The organism is Oryzomicrobium sp. (genome assembly GCF_036820405.1).
Lineage (GTDB): Bacteria > Pseudomonadota > Gammaproteobacteria > Burkholderiales > Rhodocyclaceae > Oryzomicrobium.
The window spans coordinates 57,698-76,347 of the sequence record NZ_DAISLS010000001.1 but is presented as its reverse complement, the minus strand read 5'-3'; the positions used below and the strand labels follow the sequence as shown (position 1 = coordinate 76,347).

The window sequence follows — 18,650 nt, the reverse complement described above, 5'->3', positions numbered from 1 at the left end:
CGTAACCGGCGCCCCCTGGGGCGCCCGCACCGCCCCATGTCCGCCGAAACATCCACGCCCCAATCCCCCCTGCGCCTGATCGATTCCCACTGCCACCTGGACTTCGACGACCTGGCCGTCCAATTGCCCCAGGTGCTCCAGGCCATGAGGGACAACGGCGTGGTCGGCGCCATGGCCATCGGCGTGAACCTGGAGGATTTCCCCCGGGTTCTGGCCATCGCCGAGGCGCACCCTCACATCTTCGCCAGCGTCGGCGTGCATCCCGAGTACAACGACTGCCAGGAGCCCGACGAGGCCACCCTGGTCCGGCTGGCCAGCCACCCGAAAGTGATCGCCATCGGCGAGACCGGCCTTGATTACTACTGGCAGAAGGAAAAGCCCGAGTGGCAGCGGGAACGCTTTCGCCGGCACATCCGGGCCGCCGTGGCCGTGGGCAAGCCCCTGGTAATCCACACCCGGGACTCTGCCGAGGACACCCTGCGGGTGCTGCGGGAAGAGGGCGCCGACCGGGTCGGCGGGATAATGCACTGCTTCACCGAGAACTGGGAGGTGGCCGACCAGGCCCTGGAACTGGGCTTCCACCTGTCGTTTTCAGGCATCGTCACCTTCAAAAACGCCCAGACTGTCAAGGAAGTCGCCGCCAAGGCTCCCCTGGAGCGCATCCTGGTGGAGACCGATTCCCCCTATCTGGCGCCCGTGCCTTACCGGGGCAAGCTCAATCAGCCCGCCTACGTGCGCTACGTGGCCGAGGAAATCGCTGCCCTGCGCGGCCTGACGGTGGAGGAGGTGGCCCAGGCCACCACCGCGAACTTCATCGCCCTGTTTCCCCAGACCCGCGCCGCCCTGGCGGCCTGACCCGGAGCCCCCTCATGGTCCGCCGCACCTTTGCCGCCATTGCCCTAACCCTCGCGGCCACCCTGCCGCTCCCGGTCCGGGCCGAAGCCCTGGACGACGTCCTCAAGGCCGCCACCATGGGCGATACGCCCGAAGTGGTTTCCTGGTTGCGCCGCGGCGTCGAGCCTGACACCTCCGACGCCAACGGCAACACCCTGCTGGCCCTGGCGGCCAAGAACGGCCACACCGAACTGGTGGCGCTGCTGCTCAAGGCCCACGCCAATCCCAGTCAGGCCAACCGCTTCGGCGAAGATCCCCTGCTTCAGGCCGCCTACAACGGCCGCCTGGACGTGGTGAAGCTGCTGGTCCGCGCCGGCGTCGACATCAACCGCAGCAAGGGCTGGACGCCCCTAGGCTACGCGACCTACCAGGGGCATGAAGAAGTAGCCGACTACCTGCTCGACCAAGGCGCCGACGTGGACGTGGCGCTGCACAACGGCACCACCCCGCTGATGCTGGCCGCCCGTAACGGCCACCTGGGGCTGGTCAAGCTGCTGCTCGAATACAAGGCCGACACCACCCTGCGCAACGACGCCGGCCTTTCGGCCAAGGACTGGGCGCTCAAGGCCAAGAACACCGACATTGCCGACCTGATCGACCAGGCGGCGAAGCGGCAGGGGCACTGACGTCAATAACGCCCATTCTCCCGAGCACAACCGCACTGCCAAATGAAAAAAGCCCCCCACCCGCAAGGATGGGGGGCTTTGCTTTGGCAGGCTGCCATCAACGGTTGCCCTTGCCCCGGGCGAGCCGGTGCAGCACGGCCACCAGGGTATCGACCTCCTCGCAGGTGTTGTAGAAGGCCAGGGACGGGCGCACCGTCGCTTCCAGTCCGAAGCGACGCAGGATCGGCTGGGCGCAGTGGTGGCCGGAGCGCACCGCGATGCCCTCCCGGTTGAGGGCCGTGCCCACCTCCTCGGTGCGATAGCCTTCGAGCACGAAGGACAGCACGCTGGTCTTGTCCCGGGCGGTGCCCACCTGGCGCAGCCCGGGGACGGTCTTCAGCCCCTGGGTGGCGTAGTCGAGCAGCAGGTGCTCGTACTGGGCGATGGCCTCCAGGCCGATCCGCTCCACGTAGTCCAGGGCGGCTCCCAGGCCCACCGCGTCGGCGATGTTGCCGGTGCCGGCCTCGAACTTGTTGGGCGGGGGCTGGTACAGGGTCCGCTCGAAGGTCACGTCGGCGATCATGTTGCCGCCGCCCTGCCAGGGAGGCATCGACTCCAGCAGCGCCTTCTTGGCGTAGACCACGCCAATGCCGGTGGGGGCGAACACCTTGTGCCCGGAGAAGACGAAGAAGTCCGCATCCAGGGCCACCACGTCAGTGCGCAGGTGGGAAACGGACTGGGCCCCGTCCACCAGCACCTTGGCGCCCGCCTGGTGGGCCAGTTCCACGATCTGCCGGACCGGGGTGACCGTGCCCAGGGCGTTGGATACCTGGGTGATGGCCACCAGCCTGGTCCGCCCGTTGAGCAGCTTCCGGAACTCGTCGAGCAGGATCTGGCCGTCGTCGTCCACCGGGATCACCCGCAGGGTGGCGCCTTTTTCCGCCGCCAACTGCTGCCAGGGAACAATGTTGGCGTGGTGCTCCAACAGCGACACCAGGATCTCGTCCCCGGCCCCCACGTTCTGGATGCCCCAGGTCTTGGCCACCAGATTGATGGCCTCGGTGGCGCCGCGCACGAAAACGATCTCTTCCGGCGAGCCGGCGCCGATGAAGCGGGCCACCTTGTGCCGCGCCGCCTCGTAGGCGTCCGTGGCCCGGGCGGCCAATTCGTGGGCGGCCCGGTGGATGTTGGAGTTCTCGTGGGCGTAGAACCAGGCCAGCCGGTCGATCACCGCCTGGGGCTTGTGGGTGGTGGCGGCGTTGTCGAACCAGATCAGGGGCCGGCCGTTCACCCGCTCGGCCAGGATCGGAAAATCCCGCCGCACCGCGTTGATGTCGAAGGGCGGCCGCACCGGCTGGATCTGGGCGGGAGCCTCCGGCGGCGCAGCGTAGCGCTGCCCCTGGGGTCCGCCGACGTCGAGGAAGTAGAACCCGGGAGCCGTGGCCTCCTGGCGCACTGCCTCGCCCCGGCTGGAACCGGCTCCGGCCTCTGCCAACAGGGCCTTGAGCGCCGCATCCCCAGGCAGGCTGAAGGATTCGGGCGCGGCGGAGCCGCCGGGCAGCAGGGCCGCCTCGGACAAGCCGAAGGGAGCGTTCCGGTGAGCGCTCGATTCACCGGCGAAGTAGTAGGGGCTGGCCGGCCCCGGCACCCCGGAAAGGGGCACCGTGGGCAGGGCTGCCGCGTAGGCGGCGGGAACGGCCGGCGCTGCGCTGCCGCCCCGGGGCGGGGCGACGGCAGCCACCGGTTCGGGCGGGGGCTGGTCGAGAGCCGCGCCGGGAGAAGCCCCCACCACGGGGGGCGCAGCCGAAGGGGCGGCCGGGGCGAAGGCGGGGGAGGCCCCGCCCCCCGGCAGCGCGGCGAAGAACTCGCCCGCCAGCCGGCTCAGGGTCGCCACGTCGGGCAAGCCCGGCGGTGCGGCGAGCCCGGCCACGCCATTACTTGTAGGTGTCGGGGTAGTCATGGTACTTGCCGATCTCCACGTCATCGAGAACCGCCAGGGCATCTTCGGTCAGCACCGCCAGCGAGCAATACAGCGAAATCAGGTAGGAGGCGATGGCGTTGCGGTTGATGCCCATGAAGCGCACCGACAGGCCCGGGCTCTGCTCGCCGGCCAGACCGGGCTGGTACAGGCCGACCACGCCCTGACGCTTGTCGCCGACGCGCAGCAGCAGGATCTTGGTCTTGCCGTCCTCGTCGATGGGCACCTTGTCCGAGGGGATCAGGGGCAAGCCGCGCCAGGTGAGGAATTGGGAGCCGAACAGACTCACCGTCGGCGGGGGCACGCCGCGGCGGGTGCATTCCCGGCCGAAGGCGGCGATCGCCAGGGGGTGGGCGAGGAAGAAACCCGGCTCCTTCCACACCTTGGCGATCAGCTCGTCCAGGTCGTCCGGGGTCGGGGCGCCGGTGAGGGTGGAAATGCGCTGGGTCGGGTCCACGTTGGCGAGCAGCCCGTATTCCGGGTTGTTGATCAACTCGCTTTCCTGGCGCTCCTTGATGGTCTCGATGGTGAGGCGCAGCTGCTCCTTGATCTGGTCGTGGGGGCTGCTGTAGAGGTCCGAGACCCGGGTGTGTACGTCCAGGATGGTGGTGACGGCGTTGAGGAAGTATTCCCGGGGCTGGTCCTCGTAATCGACAAAGGTCTGGGGCAGCTCGGCCTCGTCGCGGCGGGAGCAGGCCACCCGGATCTGGGCGGCGTTCTTGACCTTGTTGAGGCGGAAGATGCCGGCCTCCACGGGTTGCCATTGCAGCAGATGCACCAGCCAGCGAGGGGTGATGATCGAATACTGGGGAACGGTCTTGGTGGCGTTGGCCAACTGCCGCGCGGCGTGGTCGCCGAGGGCCTGGCGTACGTCCTGGTTTTCAGCCATGTCGTGCTCCTGAGCAGGTTAATGGGGGATGCAACAGCCGTAGAGCAGCAGCGGGTGGGTCATGGGCGGAGGGACGGCCGCTAGGCCGCGGCGGTGGAGGGAGAAGGAGAAGGGGTCAGGGGCTCGCGCAGCAGGTTGGCCTGGGTGACGTTGCTGCCCGGGGGCACGCTGCGGGTCAGCCAGACGTTGCCGCCGATCACCGAGCCCCGGCCGATGGTGATGCGCCCGAGGATGGTGGCGCCGGCGTAGATCACCACGTCGTCCTCGACGATCGGGTGGCGGGGCTGCCCCTTGGCCAAAGCGCCGCTGTCGCTCTCGGCGTCCACCTCGAAGCGCTTGGCCCCGAGGGTGACGGCCTGGTAAAGACGCACCCGGGCGCCGATCACCGCCGTTTCGCCGATCACCACACCGGTGCCGTGGTCGATGAAGAAGCCGGGGCCGATCCGAGCGCCGGGATGGATGTCGATGCCGGTTTCGCCATGGGCGATCTCGGCCACCATGCGCGCCAGCAGGGGCACGCCCAGGGCATACAGGCTGTGGGCCAGCCGGTGGTGGGTCACCGCCACCACGCCCGGGTAGCAGAGCAGCACTTCGTCCACGCTGCGGGCCGCCGGGTCGCCCTGGAAAGCGGCCACCACGTCGCTGTCGAGCAGGCCGCGGATGCCGGGCAGGCCAGCGGCGAAGCGGCGCACGATGTCCACCGCGTCGGCCTCGGCCCGGGCGCTGTCCCGCCCCAGCTGGCGGGCCTGGTAGGCCAGCTCCAGGCGCACCTGGGCGAGCAGGGCGTTGAGGGCCGCGTCCAGGGTGTGGCCCACGTAGTAGTCCTCGCTCTCGTCGCGCAAGTCGGGGGGGCCCAGGCGCATGGGAAAGAGGGTGCCGCACAGGGCCTGGACGATCTGGGCCAGGGCCTCCCGGGAGGGGAGCTCCCGGGCACGCAATTCCCGCAGCCGGCCGTGGGCGCCGCGCCAGCGCAGGCGGGCCTGGCGCAGCTCGGCGACGATGGCGTCCAGATTCCAGTGCTGGTCGGCGGCCGGCACCGGGAGGGGATGATGAAGATCGCTCATGGCTCAGTCCTGCACCCAGGGCAGGCCCCAGTGCCGCCAGCCACCGGAATCGCCGCGCCGCTGCTGGCCGTCCAGGTCGCCCTCGAAGCCTTCGAGGATGTTGAAGACCTGGGTGAAGCCCTTGGCGGCGGCAGCCTCGGCGGCGGCGGCGGAACGCTTGCCGCTGCGGCACAGGAACAGCACCACGTCGTCCTTGCCGACCTTGGATTCCAACTCGCGCAGGAAGCGCGGGTTCTTGATCATGGCCGGCCCGGTCTGCCAGGCCGCGTGGAGGGCGCCGGGCACCCGGCCGACGTACTTCAGCTCTTCGGCGGTGCGCACGTCCACCAGCACGGCGGCGCCGCTCGACACCAGTTGCCAGGCCTCGGGCGGATAGACTCCGCCGGCGTAGGCCAGCCCGTCCCGGCGCGCCCGCTCCCGGGCCTCGTCGAGAATGCGTTGGGGATCGGTTTCCCGAGCGGCCAGGACGGTTGTCTCGGCGGCGTCAGTGTCGGGGGCAGGGGAGGCGAGCGTGGCGGCGGTCATGGCGATGTCCTTGAAACGGGTCGAATGCCCCGCGGTAGCAAGGTTTCGCCCGGGGCCAGCGACAATCTACGGCCGGCCCTTTTCGCCACGAACGAAGGAAATCTTTGTTGCTTATGCCGGAATGCGCAGAAAGGCCCCTCTCCGCATTCCGCGCAGCTTCATCCCCGGTCGCCCATCAACTGGCGCAGCAGCTGCACCATGCGCGCCGCCGCCGGCGACAGGGCCTGGCCGCGCAGGGTGATCACCGCCAGTTCCCGCACCAGGGGCGGATTGACGATGCGCAAGGGGAGCGCGGCGTCGTCCTCCCCCTCGGGCAGGGCCACCCGGGGCAGGATGGCGGCGCCCAGGCCCGCCCGGGCCATGGAGATCAGGCTCTGCACCTGGGTGAACTGGTAGCGGGACGAAAAATCCAGGTCGTGGCTGCGCAGGGCGCCCTCGAACAGCCGGCGCAAGGCGCTGGCCTTGTCGAGCAGCAGCAGGGGCATGCGCGCCAGGGTGGGCAGGGCGATGGCCTTGGTCGCCGAACCGGCGAAACGCTTGGGAACCAAGGCGTAGAGCGCGTCTTCGAGAATCGTCTCGAAATGGAACTCGCCGGTCTCGACCACCGGGCCGAAGGCGAAATCCACCTCCCGCTGGCGCACGCACTCGAACATGGCCTCGGACGACAGCTCCCGGACGAACACCTGCACCCCCGGGTAGTCCCGCTCGAAGGCGGCCAGCACCCGGGCCAGGCGGGTGCCGGCGATGGTCGGCGAACAGGCCAGGGCGATGCGCCCGCGCTGGATGTCGGCGGATTCCTGGATCTTGCGCAGCCCCAGCTCCATCTCCTGCACGGCGCGCCGGGCGCATTCGAGCAACTGGGCGCCTTCGACGGTGAGGCTGACTCGCCGGGTGGTGCGGTGGAAGAGGGCCACGCCGAGCTGTTCTTCGAGCTGGCGAATCTGGGTGCTCACCGCCGACTGGGAACGGTGGGCCCGTTCGGCCGCTTCGCGGAAGCTGCCGTGCTCGCCCACCAGCATGAAGGTGTGCAGCAGCTTGAGATTGACGTTGGCCATGGCGGCCAGGGGCGTTTTCACAGGCGTTCTCCGCAATGGGGGCTAGCGTTGGGGAAGGACGGCTCGTCACCTGATGCCGCCCCTCCGCTCGGCAACGAGCTTACGCATTTATGCGAAAAAACAGAATAATCGTTCTCATATTTCCGTTTGTTGCTTGATTCGGCCGTCCGTAGAGTGGGCTCCGCCGCGTCCGGGCACTTCCGTCCGGCGCGCCACGACCCAACCGAGGAGCCGGCTGTGCAAGCGAACGAAATGAGAGAAGAGGGCGCCCAGCCCCTGGAAGCCCTGGCGGGACTGCGTGTCCTGGATATCGCCACCTTCGTGGCGGCGCCGTTCTGCGGAACCATCCTGGCCGACTTCGGCGCCGAGGTGATCAAGATCGAGCAGCCCGGCGCGGGGGACTCCCTGCGCCAGTTCGGCACCCCCACCGAATGCGGCGACAGCCTGGTGTGGATGAGCGAGTCGCGCAACAAGAAGACCGTCACCCTGGACCTGCGCACGCCCGAGGGCGCGGCCATCTTTCGCCGCCTGGCAACCCAGGCCGACGTGGTTCTGGAGAACTTCCGCCCCGGCACCCTGGAGAAGTGGGGCCTGGGCTACGAAGACCTGAAGGCCCTCAATCCGCGCCTGATCATGCTGCGCATCACCGCCTACGGCCAGACCGGCCCGAAGCGGAATGAACCGGGTTTTGCCCGCATTGCCCACGCTTTCTCCGGGCTTTCCGACCTGGCCGGTGAGGCCGATGGGCCGCCGGTGGTGCCCGGCTCGACCTCCATGGCCGACTACGTGTCCGGCATGTGGGGCGCCATTGGCATCCTGACCGCCCTGCGGGCCCTGGAAAAGACCGGGGAGGGCCAGTACATCGACATCGGCCTGTACGAATCGGTGTTCCGGCTCCTGGACGAGATCGCCCCGGCCTACGCCAAGTTCGGCGTGGTGCGGCGGCGCATGGGGGCCGACACCATCAACGTGGTGCCCCACAGCCATTACCAGACCGCCAGTGGCGAATGGGTGGCCCTGGCCTGCACCAACGACCGCATGTTCGCCCGCTTGGCCGAGGTGATGGGACGCCCCGAACTGGCCACCGAATACCCGAGCAGCACTGCCCGGGTGGCCGGCCGGGAGCGCATCAACGGGCTGGTGGGGGAATGGATCGGCCGCCACCCCCTGGCCCAGGTGCTGGCCCTGACCCGGGAAGGCGGGGTGCCCTGCGCCCAGGTCTATTCGATCGCCGACATCTTTGCCGATCCCCAGTACGCCGCCCGGGGCAACCTGATGGAAGTCGACGACCCCCGGGTCGGCCATCTGGTGTTGCCGGCCGCCGTGCCGCACCTGTCGGCCACGCCGGCCACCTTCAAGCACGCCGGCCGTGCCCTGGGGGCCGACAACCGGGACGTGCTCGGCGGCCTGCTGGGCCTGGACGACGGCGAACTGGCCGCCCTGGCCACTGCCGGGGTGATCTAGCAGCCGGCTTCATTCCAACGGTTTCGCACCACCCGCATCACCCATGACCCTGACCATAAAAGCGAGGAGACCATGAACCATTTCATCCGCACCTGTTGCACCGCCCTGGTCCTGCTGGCCGCCGGCGGCGCCGCGGCCCAGCAGCCGATCGTCATCAAGTTCAGCCACACCACCACCCCGGACACCCCCAAGGGCAAGGGCGGCGAGTATTTCAAGAAACTGGTGGAAGAGCGCACCAAGGGGCGCGTCCGGGTGGAGCTGTACCCGAACAGCACCCTGTACAAGGACAAAGAGGAAATGGAGGCGCTGCAACTGGGGGCGGTGCAGATGCTGGCCCCGTCCCCCGCCAAGTTCGGCCCCCTGGGGGTGAAGGAATTCGAGGTGTTCGACCTGCCGTTCATCTTCGACGACTACGCCGAGTTGCATAAGATCACCCAGGGCCCCGTGGGCCGGGAACTGCTGCGCAAGCTGGAGCCCAAGGGCGCCCTGGGGCTGGCCTTCTGGGACAACGGCTTCAAGCAGATGACCGCCAACCGCCCCCTGAAGGCCGTGACCGACTTCAAAGGTCTGAAGATGCGCATTCAGTCGTCCAAGGTGCTGGATTCGCAGATGCGGGCCATCGGGGCGATTCCCCAGATCCTAGCGTTCTCGGAGGTCTATCCGGCGCTCCAGACCGGGGTAGTGGATGGCACCGAGAACACCGCCTCGAACATCTACACCCAGAAGATGCACGAGGTGCAGAAATACCTGACGGTGTCGGACCACGGCTACATCGGCTACGCGGTGATCGTGAACAAGCGGTTCTGGGAAGGCCTGCCGCCGGACCTGCGCGCCACGGTGGATGGCGCGCTCCAGGAGGCAACCCAGTACGTGTCGGAAATCGCCAAGAAGGAAAACGACGACGCCCTGGAAGCGATCCGCAAGAGCGGCAAGACCCAGGTGATTACCCTGACGCCCCAGGAACGGGCCGAGTGGAAGAAGGCCATGCTCAAGGTGCACAAGGAGATGGAGGCCCGGGTCGGCAAGGAGCTGATCCAGTCCATCTACCGCGAAACCGGCTTCGATCCCAACAAGCTCTGATCGCTACCACCCATCCCGATACCGCCGGTGGGAAGCAGGCTGCCGCTCTTCGGCTCTCCCACGCTCCCACCGCATCGACAGGAAAAACCATGAGCGCCACCTTCTTCCCCCCCGCCACACCCCGCCTGCAACGCTCCCAGCTGGCCGTGCCCGCATCCAATCCGGCCTTCTTCGAAAAGGCCGCCCGATCCGGCGCCGACGTGATCTTTCTCGACTGCGAGGACGCGGTGGCCCCGGACGAAAAGGCCCGGGCCCGGCGCAACGCCATCGAGGCCCTGAACGACATCGACTGGGGCGACAAGACCCTGCAAGTGCGCATCAACGGCCTGGACACCGAATACATGTACCGGGACGTGGTGGACATCGTCGAGAACTGCCCGCGCCTGGACATGCTGCTAATCCCCAAGGTGGGCGTGCCGGCCGACGTCTACGCCGTGGACATGCTGGTCAGCCAGATCGAGGCCGCCAAGAAACGCAGCAAGCGCCTGGGGTTCGACGTGCTGATCGAGACCGCCCTGGGCATGGCCAACGTGGAGGCCATCGCCCAGAGCTCGCCCCGACTCGAAGCCCTCAGCTTCGGGGTGGGGGATTACGCCGCCTCGACCCGAGCCCGATCGACTATCATCGGCGCCGGCCACCCCGACTACGGCATGTTGGGCGGCGGCAAGGCAGACCGGGCGCGCAGCTTCACCCCCGGCGACCCCTGGCATTACGCCCAGAGCCGGGTCCTGGTCGCCTGCCGGGCCTACGGCCTGCGCCCGGTGGACGGCCCGTTCGGCGACTTTTCCGATCCGGCCGGTTATAGTGCGGCGGCGCGGCGCGCGGCGGCGCTGGGCTTTGAAGGCAAGTGGGCCATCCACCCCAGCCAGATCGCCCTGGCCAACGATGCCTTCAGCCCCACCGAGGGCGAGCTGGCCAACGCCCGGCGCATCGTGGACGCCATGGAAAGCGCCCAGCGCGAGGGCAGGGGAGCCGTCAGCCTCGACGGCCGCCTGATCGACATCGCCAGCATCAAACTGGCCGAAAACCTGTTGCGCAAGGCCGACGCCATCGGCCCGGCATCCGCCTAGAAAATTAAAGCGTTGAAAAAGATAAGGAGCATTCCATGAGCAGCAAGTCCCGTCCCCGCCGTTCGGCCCTCTACATGCCCGGAGCCAACGCCCGGGCCCTGGAGAAGGCCCGCACCCTGCCGGCGGACTGCCTGATCCTGGACCTGGAAGACGCGGTGGCCCCCGATGCCAAATCCCTCGCCCGGGAACAGGTGGCCGCCGCCGTTCGTGCCGGTGGCTACGGGCACCGGGAGGTGGTGGTCCGGGTCAACGGCCTGACCACGCACTGGGGCCGTGACGATGTGGCGGCCGTGGCCGACTGCGGCGCCAACGCCATTCTTTTTCCCAAGATCGAGCGGGCGGAACAGGTCCATGAGGCCGTTGCCGCCCTGGATGCAGCCGGGGCGCCGGCCGATCTGCCGGTGTGGATCATGGCGGAAACGCCCCGGGCCTTTCTCGAAATCAACGCCATTGCCGCCGCCCATCCGCGCCTTGAGGCCATCGTCATCGGTACCTCGGACCTGGCCAAGGAGTTGCGTGCCCGCCATACCCTGGACCGGGTGGGCATGATCGGCGCCCTGTCGCTGGGTGTACTGGCCGCCCGGGCCTACGGCCTGGTAATCCTGGATGGGGTCTATCTCGATTTGAACGACGATGCCGGCCTGCACCAGGCCTGTGCCCAGGGGCGCGACATGGGCTTCGACGGCAAGACCCTGATCCACCCCAAGCAACTGGACGCGGCCAATACCGCCTTCGCCCCCACCGCCCAGGAAGCGGCCGATGCCCGCCGGCTGATCGACGCATGGCAACAAGCCCGCGCAGCGGGCCAAGGCGTGGTGGTGGTGGATGGCAAGCTGGTGGAAAACCTGCACGTGGAAGAGGCCCAGCGCATCCTGGCCCTGGCCGAGGCCATTGCCGCCATCGAGTGACATTTTTCCCTGGCGAATGAGAAAGGGCAGGTTAGCTGCAAGCGCCTTGCCCTTTTCATTTAACGACGGGCAGATCGTTTCTTGGCGCAACATCTTTTGCACGCCACCAGACCGCTACAAACCGGCACAGCTCCTTTGTTTCAGTCGAACTAGGATGTAAACATTGGTTCCAAACCTATATCCAGGAAGGAGAGCACCATGATCAAGAAACGTAGCGCACTCATCGGTCTGACCCTCGCGCTCATTAGCCCCTGGGTGATGGCCGACCTGGGCAAGGCCGGGCACGAGATCAAGGAATCGGCCGTTGAAGCGGTAGACAAGACCGTGGAAGTCAGCAAGGAAATCGGCCACGCCACGGCCGAAACCGCCAAGTCGGTAGGCCATGCAGTGGCCAACGGCGCACGCAAGGGCTATCGCGCAACCCGTGAAGCCATCAGCGGCAACTCATCGGCAACTCCCGCCGCCAAGAGCGAAGCCGCGCCGGACTCCGAAGCGAAAAGCAAGTAATGCGAATGAGGCGAATGTTGAACCATTCGTTTTCACTGGGCACAACCAGCAGGCCAAGCAGATCGTGGCTGGATGCGCCACGGTGGGCCTCATGGCCCTTTTTCTTCGCCGCCGTTACTTTCTATAATTTGTATTATGTAAAATAAACTAAGGTTCTTTTAGAGCAACAAGCTTGGCGATGGTCTCCTCGCCGTGGCAGGTGCTTAGCCGATACACTTAACCAAAAACGAATAGGCAATGACGATCAGGAGACGCCATGAGACCACAAGAATTGCTTTGCGGACTGGATGATGAGCCCAACAACGGCGGAGGCAGTAATGCAACCTTCGCCAACCTGCTGCGTTATGAGCGGCAGGCGCCGGTGCGGCAGATTTCGTACTACGTCTGCGGCGAAATCCAGGAGCCCCAGTACTACACCGAGCTGTTCTACACTCTGCGCAGCGCCGGCCCTACGGACCTGATCTACCTTCACCTCAACTCGCCTGGCGGGGATTTCGATACCGGGCTGCAGATCATCAACAACATGCTGGCTTCCGAAGCCCAGGTCATCACGGTACTCGAGGCCCGCGCCTACTCGATGGCGGCCATGATTTTCCTGGCCGGGGACGAATTGATCGTCCATGACAACTGCCAGCTCATGTTCCATACCTATTCCGGCAATTTTGTCGGCAAAGGCAACGAACAGCAGGCCCAGGTGGTGGCCATCGCCAGTTGGTTCGAGAAGGTGATGACCAGAATCTGCACGCCGTTCCTCACCAAAGGGGAAATCGACCGCATCCAACACGGCAGCGATGTTTGGCTGGACTCGGACGAAATCCGCCGCCGGCTGGCGCGTATCAAGCGTAACCAAGGCAAATCCATCGTGCGGCAGAGAAAGGAACACCCCGCTTCGGAAGATGGACAAGGTTGAGCCCTCTTCTTCCGCCCAGTCGGTTTCCTACCTCTCCAGCCCGTTCAGCTGCAACAAAACGCCACGTAGGCGAGTTGCCTTTCGACGAAATTTCGCCTTTTTATCAATGAGATAATTCGTCGTTGCTGTCATTTTTTTGCAACGTGGACAATGCCAACGTAATCGGTTCAGAATTGGCTATAGTGAAGTCGTGAAGTCATATTCACAGGGTCGATGCAATTGGCCCGCATATCCAATCTGCTGAACCGGGGAAGCCCTCTGACACGCTGCCCCCGCCGGAGACAAGGCAATGGGCGGTTTGCGCATACTGCACCTCGAAGATAATTCGGATGACAGCGAGCTCATCCGGATCACCCTGTCCCTGGCCGGTATCGATGCCGAGATCCGGCTGGTGGCAAGCCGCCAGGATTACGTGGCGGGCCTGCACGACTTCACCCCCGACATCATCCTGGCGGACTACAACCTACCGGGATTCAGCGGCCTGGAAGGCCTGGAAATCCGCAACGAGCAGGCCCCGGACATCCCCCTCATCTTCGTTACCGGTTCCCTCGGCGACGATCTGGCGGTAACCACCCTGCGCCTTGGCGCTACCGATTTCGTCCTCAAGGACCGCATGGCCCGGCTGCCGGATGCCATCCAGCGGGCCCGTCAGGAATCCGAGCAACGGCTCGAACGCCGCCGCCTCGACGTCGAACTGGCTGCCGAGCGGGAAGTGATGCGCGCCACCCTCGATTCGGCCCAGGCCGCCATTGTCGTCCTCGACGGATTGGGCACCATCGTCAGCGCCAATCCCCGGGCGGCCAGCATGGTGGGTGCCACCCCCGCAAGCCTACCAGGGTGGGCGTTCTGGGAGGTGTTCCCCTCCCCTTCCAACGCCGGTAATGCCCGGGAGCAAGTGCGCCTCGCCCTGGAATGGCCCCACTTGCCCGCCCGGGACAGTTGGACCATGACCACCGTGGGCGGACGGGTCGTCACCTGGACCTCCGGCACCATAACCAGCCCGGGGCGCGCCGAACGGGTGGTGCTGAGCGGCATCGACATCACCGAGCAACGCCAGGCGGAGCACCGGGTTCATTACCTGGGCCACTTCGACCAGACCACTGGATTACCGAACCGCCAGCACTTTCTCCAGAACCTGGAAGAACGGTGCGGCAAACGGAATGTCGGCACGCCCTCGGTGCTCGCCGTCATGCTTATCGCCTTGCAGCGGCTGGAAGAAATCACTGACAGCGACGGTGAGGAGGCCATCGACCGCATTTGCCAGGCCATGACCGAGCGACTGAAGGAAAGCCAGGAACAGGAGCCCCTGCTGGCGCGGGTGTCGGAAAACGGATTCGCCCTTGCCACCGAGCTCGTCCGGGGATGCGACCTGGACGATTTCGCCCAGCACATCATCGAGGCCCTGTCAGCTCCCGTGGCGGTGGGAGGACGCCAGCAGGTGGTCCCGGTTCGTAGCGGCGTGGCCCTTCTGCCCGACGACGCCGCCGATCCGCGCCAGCTGATGCGCGCCGCCGAAGCGGCCCTGCACTATGCCGAGACGAGCGCCGAACGCAGCTATTCGTTTTACACGCCTCTGCTCTCGGACCAGGCCCGGGAGCGGTTGCAGCTGGAAAGCGAACTGCGCGCCGCCCTGATCGCCGAAAATCAATTGGCCCTCCACTACCAGCCCCAGGTGAATCTCGATACCGGCCGCATCGAAGGCCTGGAAGCCCTGATCCGCTGGCAGCACCCCCAACTGGGATGGCTGCCGCCAGGGCGCTTCATTCCCCTGGCAGAAGTCTGCGGTTTGATGAACGAGCTGGGCGCCTGGGTGCTTCAGGAAGCCTGCCGCCAACTGGTGCAATGGGACCACGCCGAAATTGCGGCCCCCACGGTTGCCATCAACCTGTCCGCCAGCCAGTTCACCTCGCCCAGCCTGTTCGTCGATATCGACCAGACACTGGCCCGGTTCGGCATCGCGCCCGAGCGGCTTGAACTCGAACTGACCGAATCCACCAGCATGCGCGATCCCCAGGCCAGCGTGGCCATCATGGCCCAGTTCCGCGAACGGGGCCTGAAGATCGCCATCGACGACTTCGGCACCGGCTATTCCAACCTGAGCTACCTGAAACGCTTTCCAGTAAACCGCCTGAAACTGGACCAGGCGTTCGTGCGCGACATCGTCAGCGATGCCGACGACCAGGCCATCTCCCGGGCCATCATCGCCATGGCGCATCAACTGCGCCTGGAAGTCATCGCCGAGGGCGTCGAAACCGCCGAGCAGCGCGACTTCCTCAAAGCGGCGGGATGCGACATCGCCCAAGGCTTTCTGCTGAGCCGCCCCATTCCGGCCGCCGAATGCGCCCTGCTGCTGGGCCAGCCGGTCTCCCTGATCTGAGCCTCCCCTCCCCTGCCGCCCTGCCCCCCCCTTTTCGGAGCGCATCCATGGACACCCTGCGCATTCTTCATCTGGAAGACAATCCTGACGACGCCGGTCTGGTCCAACAGGCTCTCGCCCTGCCCGAGACCACGCCAATCCTCACCCGGGTCGACTCTCGGGCTGGGTTTGCCGCTGCCTTGAGCAAAGGTGAATTCGATCTCGTGCTTTCCGACAGCAGCCTCCCCGGCCTGGACGGCCAGCAGGCCCTGACCCTGGTCCGTGAGCAAAGGCCGGACACTCCCTTCATCTTCGTCAGCGGCAGCGCCGATCCGCGCTGGGTTCAGCAGAGCTACCATCTGGGCGCCTTCGACGTCGTTTCCAAGGAACAGTTGTGGCGGCTTCCGCCGGTGCTGAAGAACGTCCGGGCAACCCGGCAGAACCGGCGCCTCAACCAATTGGCTACGTCCCGCGCGTTGCTGGTGGAAATCGTCAAGCAATTGTCCCTGGCCCGCAGCCTCGATGCCATCGTGGATATCGTCAAAACCGGCGCCCGGCAGCTCAACGGCGCCGACGGAGCCACCTTCATCCTGCGCGACGGCGACCAGTGCTACTACGTCGCGGAAGACGCCATCGGCCCCCTGTGGCAAGGGCGGCGCTTCCCCCTGCGCGCCTGCATCAGCGGTTGGGCCATGCTCGAACGCAAGGCTGCGGTAATCCCGGACATCTACCAGGACCCGCGCATCCCCCACGACGCCTACCGCCCCACCTTCGTCAAAAGCCTAGTGATGGTGCCGATCCGTACCGAGGCCCCCATCGGTGCCATCGGCAACTACTGGGCCAACAACCGGCAACCCAACGAGGACGAGGTGGCCCTGATCCAGGCCCTTGCCGATTCCACCTCCCTGGCCATGGAAAACCTGGAACTGTACAAGGACCTGGAACGACGCGTGCAAGACCGCACCCAGCGCCTGCAAGCCGCCAACGAGGAGCTGGAGGCCTTTTCCTATTCGGTCTCCCACGACCTGCGGGCGCCGCTACGAGCCCTGCAAGGCTATTCGGACCTGCTCCTCAGCCAGGTTCAGCCTCCGCTCCAGGGGCAGGCCCAGAGCTATGCAGAGCGGTTGCGCAAATCGGCGTTGCGCATGCAGGTGTTGATCGACGACCTGCTCAACCTCTCCAAGGTGTCCCGGGCCGAATTGCACTACGGCCAAACCTCCATCGGGCGCATCGCCCAGGAAATCATGGCCAGCCTGCAGAATACCTCCCCCCCCAGGGAAGGCCTGCAACTGGACGTGGATGCTAGCCTGCAAGCCCAGGGGGATCCAGGGTTGCTGCGCATCGCCTTGGAAAACCTGCTGTCCAACGCCTGGAAATACACCGGCAAGACCGCCGCGCCCCACATCGAATTCTTCGCCGAAACGCCCCCGGGAGGCGGCGCTCCCACCTACGTGGTGCGGGACAACGGTGCCGGCTTCGACATGGCCTACGCCGGCGAACTGTTCCAAGCCTTCCGCCGCCTGCACACCGAAGCGGAATTTCCCGGCACCGGCGTCGGGCTCACCATCGTCCAGCGCATCGTCCGCAAACACGGGGGGCATATCTGGGCCGAAGCGGCTCCCGGCAAGGGCGCCACATTCCGCTTCACTTTAGGCAGCGGTCCGTCCTGAAGGGCCGGCCTCTCTGGCGACTGCGCCAAACAAAAAGGCCCTTGAATGATCAAGGGCCTTTCTTTTCATGCGCAGAGTGCGAGCGTATCCGCGCTCACTCCCACTCAATGGTCGCCGGCGGCTTGCCGGAGATGTCGTAGACCACGCGGTTGATACCGCGCACCTCGTTGATGATGCGGTTGGACACCTTGCCGAGCAGGCTATGAGGTAGTTCAGCCCAGTGGGCGGTCATGAAGTCCTGGGTCTGCACGGCGCGCAGGGCCACCACGTATTCGTAGGTGCGGCCGTCGCCCATCACGCCCACGCTCTTCACTGGCAGGAACACGGCAAACGCCTGGCTGGTCTTGTCGTACCAGTCGGCAGCGCGCAGTTCGTCGATGAAGATGGCGTCGGCGCGGCGCAGCAGGTCGGCGAATTCCTTCTTCACCTCACCCAGAATACGCACCCCCAGGCCGGGGCCCGGGAACGGGTGACGGTACACCATCTCGTGGGGCAGGCCCAGGGCGATGCCCAGCTCGCGCACCTCGTCCTTGAACAGCTCGCGCAACGGTTCGAGCAGCTTGAGGTTGAGGGTTTCCGGCAGGCCGCCCACGTTGTGGTGGCTCTTGATGGTGTGGGCCTTGCCGGTCTTGGAGCCGGCGGATTCGATCACGTCCGGGTAGATGGTGCCTTGGGCCAGCCACTTGGCGTTGGGCAGCTTCTTGGCTTCGGCCTGGAAGACCTCGACGAACTCGCGGCCGATGATCTTGCGCTTGGCCTCGGGGTCGGAAACGCCCTTCAGATGACCCATGAACTGCTCGGTGGCATCGACGTGGATGACCTTGACGCCGAGGTTGCGGGCGAACATCTGCATGACCATCTCGCCCTCGTTGAGGCGCAGCAGGCCGTTGTCCACGAACACGCAGGTGAGCTTGTCGCCGATGGCCCGGTGCAGCAGCGCCGCCACCACGGAAGAATCGACGCCGCCGGACAGGCCGAGGATCACTTCCTCGTCGCCCACCTGGGCGCGCACCTTCTTGATGGCCTCGTTCACGTAGTCCGGCATGTTCCAGTCGTGGCCGCAGCCGCAGATCTCGTGCACGAAGCGGGAGATCATTTCCTTGCCCTTGATCGTGTGGGTGACCTCGGGGTGGAACTGTACGGCGTAGAACTTGCGGTCCTCGTCGGCCATCGCCGCCACCGGGCAAGAATCGCTGCTGCCGATGACCTTGAAGCCGGCCGGCAGGTCGGTGACCTTGTCGCCGTGGCTCATCCACACTTCGAGCAGGCCGTGGCCTTCGGCGTTGGTGCGGTCCTCGATACCGTTGAACAGGGCAGAATGGCCCCGGGCGCGCACTTCGGCAAAGCCGAATTCGCGCTTGCCCGAGCTTTCCACCTTGCCGCCCAGTTGCTGGGCCATGGTCTGCATGCCGTAGCAGATGCCGAGCACCGGCACCCCCAGCTCGAAGACAGCCTGGGGCGCCTTCCAGTCCAGGGCTTCATACACCGAGTTCGGGCCGCCCGAGAGGATGATGCCCTGGGGGTTGAACTGGCGGACGAACTCGTCGCTGACGTCGAAGGGATGCAGCTCGCAATAGACCTGCTGCTCGCGCACGCGGCGGGCGATGAGCTGGGTGACCTGGGAGCCGAAATCGAGGATGAGGATTTTCTGGTGAGCCATGGCGAAATGCTCTGG

General features: G+C 66.2%; 16 protein-coding genes. 10 read left to right on the top strand and 6 right to left on the bottom strand.

Going from position 1 to position 18,650, the window contains the following annotated elements:
• Positions 1 to 36: 36 nt before the first annotated feature.
• Together V7Z98_RS00330 and V7Z98_RS00325 are read left to right on the top strand one after the other, a co-directional pair.
• Complete coding sequence (locus tag V7Z98_RS00330) at positions 37 to 855, top strand: TatD family hydrolase (RefSeq protein WP_334156552.1); 819 nt, start codon at positions 37 to 39, stop codon at positions 853 to 855.
• Between the two features lie 14 nt (positions 856 to 869).
• Positions 870 to 1,520 (top strand): ankyrin repeat domain-containing protein, encoded by a 651-nt coding sequence (locus V7Z98_RS00325; protein WP_334156551.1) that lies wholly within the window; start codon positions 870 to 872, stop codon positions 1,518 to 1,520.
• Between the two features lie 97 nt (positions 1,521 to 1,617).
• Here V7Z98_RS00325 and V7Z98_RS00320 read toward each other — a convergent pair whose 3' ends face one another.
• The 5 genes from V7Z98_RS00320 to V7Z98_RS00300 form a co-directional block, all read right to left on the bottom strand.
• A complete protein-coding gene (locus V7Z98_RS00320; protein ID WP_334156550.1) occupies positions 1,618 to 3,459 on the bottom strand; it encodes a family 2A encapsulin nanocompartment cargo protein cysteine desulfurase in 1,842 nt (613 codons plus the stop codon).
• Positions 3,434 to 4,366 carry a family 2A encapsulin nanocompartment shell protein gene (locus V7Z98_RS00315; RefSeq protein ID WP_293262808.1) on the bottom strand — a complete coding sequence of 311 codons (933 nt, stop codon included), beginning with the start codon at positions 4,364 to 4,366 and terminating at the stop codon, positions 3,434 to 3,436. Before V7Z98_RS00315 ends, V7Z98_RS00320 begins: the two co-directional genes overlap by 26 nt.
• An 80-nt stretch (positions 4,367 to 4,446) precedes the next feature.
• Positions 4,447 to 5,430, bottom strand: a complete 984-nt coding sequence (epsC, locus tag V7Z98_RS00310; RefSeq protein ID WP_334156549.1) for a serine O-acetyltransferase EpsC — start codon at positions 5,428 to 5,430, stop codon at positions 4,447 to 4,449.
• A gap of 3 nt (positions 5,431 to 5,433) precedes the next feature.
• Positions 5,434 to 5,955: a rhodanese-like domain-containing protein gene (locus V7Z98_RS00305; RefSeq protein ID WP_293262802.1), complete on the bottom strand. Its 522-nt coding sequence runs from the start codon at positions 5,953 to 5,955 to the stop codon at positions 5,434 to 5,436.
• 158 nt (positions 5,956 to 6,113) lie between these two features.
• Complete coding sequence (locus V7Z98_RS00300) at positions 6,114 to 7,031, bottom strand: LysR family transcriptional regulator (protein ID WP_334156548.1); 918 nt, start codon at positions 7,029 to 7,031, stop codon at positions 6,114 to 6,116.
• 216 nt (positions 7,032 to 7,247) lie between these two features.
• Here V7Z98_RS00300 and V7Z98_RS00295 point away from each other — a divergent pair, with 216 nt between their 5' ends.
• The 8 genes from V7Z98_RS00295 (at position 7,248) to V7Z98_RS00260 (ending at position 16,975) form a co-directional block, all read left to right on the top strand.
• The gene (locus V7Z98_RS00295; protein WP_334156547.1) at positions 7,248 to 8,474 is read left to right on the top strand and encodes a CaiB/BaiF CoA transferase family protein; all 1,227 of its coding nucleotides are present in this window, start codon (positions 7,248 to 7,250) and stop codon (positions 8,472 to 8,474) included.
• Positions 8,475 to 8,546: 72 nt separating this feature from the next.
• On the top strand, positions 8,547 to 9,554 hold the full coding sequence (locus V7Z98_RS00290; RefSeq protein WP_334156546.1) for a TRAP transporter substrate-binding protein: 1,008 nt from the start codon (positions 8,547 to 8,549) through the stop codon (positions 9,552 to 9,554).
• Positions 9,555 to 9,643: 89 nt separating this feature from the next.
• Entirely contained in the window at positions 9,644 to 10,624 is a 981-nt protein-coding gene (locus tag V7Z98_RS00285) for an HpcH/HpaI aldolase/citrate lyase family protein (RefSeq protein ID WP_334156545.1), read from the top strand.
• 35 nt (positions 10,625 to 10,659) lie between these two features.
• Positions 10,660 to 11,532, top strand: coding sequence for an HpcH/HpaI aldolase/citrate lyase family protein (locus V7Z98_RS00280; protein WP_334156544.1), 873 nt, complete (start codon positions 10,660 to 10,662; stop codon positions 11,530 to 11,532).
• Between the two features lie 198 nt (positions 11,533 to 11,730).
• Complete coding sequence (locus V7Z98_RS00275; RefSeq protein WP_334156543.1) at positions 11,731 to 12,039, top strand: hypothetical protein; 309 nt, start codon at positions 11,731 to 11,733, stop codon at positions 12,037 to 12,039.
• A gap of 256 nt (positions 12,040 to 12,295) precedes the next feature.
• Positions 12,296 to 12,949 carry a Clp protease ClpP gene (locus V7Z98_RS00270; RefSeq protein ID WP_334156542.1) on the top strand — a complete coding sequence of 218 codons (654 nt, stop codon included), beginning with the start codon at positions 12,296 to 12,298 and terminating at the stop codon, positions 12,947 to 12,949.
• 298 nt (positions 12,950 to 13,247) lie between these two features.
• The gene (locus tag V7Z98_RS00265) at positions 13,248 to 15,326 is read left to right on the top strand and encodes a putative bifunctional diguanylate cyclase/phosphodiesterase (RefSeq protein ID WP_334156541.1); all 2,079 of its coding nucleotides are present in this window, start codon (positions 13,248 to 13,250) and stop codon (positions 15,324 to 15,326) included.
• 47 nt (positions 15,327 to 15,373) lie between these two features.
• On the top strand, positions 15,374 to 16,975 hold the full coding sequence (locus V7Z98_RS00260; RefSeq protein WP_334156540.1) for a sensor histidine kinase: 1,602 nt from the start codon (positions 15,374 to 15,376) through the stop codon (positions 16,973 to 16,975).
• 94 nt (positions 16,976 to 17,069) lie between these two features.
• Here V7Z98_RS00260 and guaA read toward each other — a convergent pair whose 3' ends face one another.
• Positions 17,070 to 18,635: a glutamine-hydrolyzing GMP synthase gene (gene guaA, locus V7Z98_RS00255; RefSeq protein ID WP_334156539.1), complete on the bottom strand. Its 1,566-nt coding sequence runs from the start codon at positions 18,633 to 18,635 to the stop codon at positions 17,070 to 17,072.
• Positions 18,636 to 18,650 lie beyond the last annotated feature (15 nt).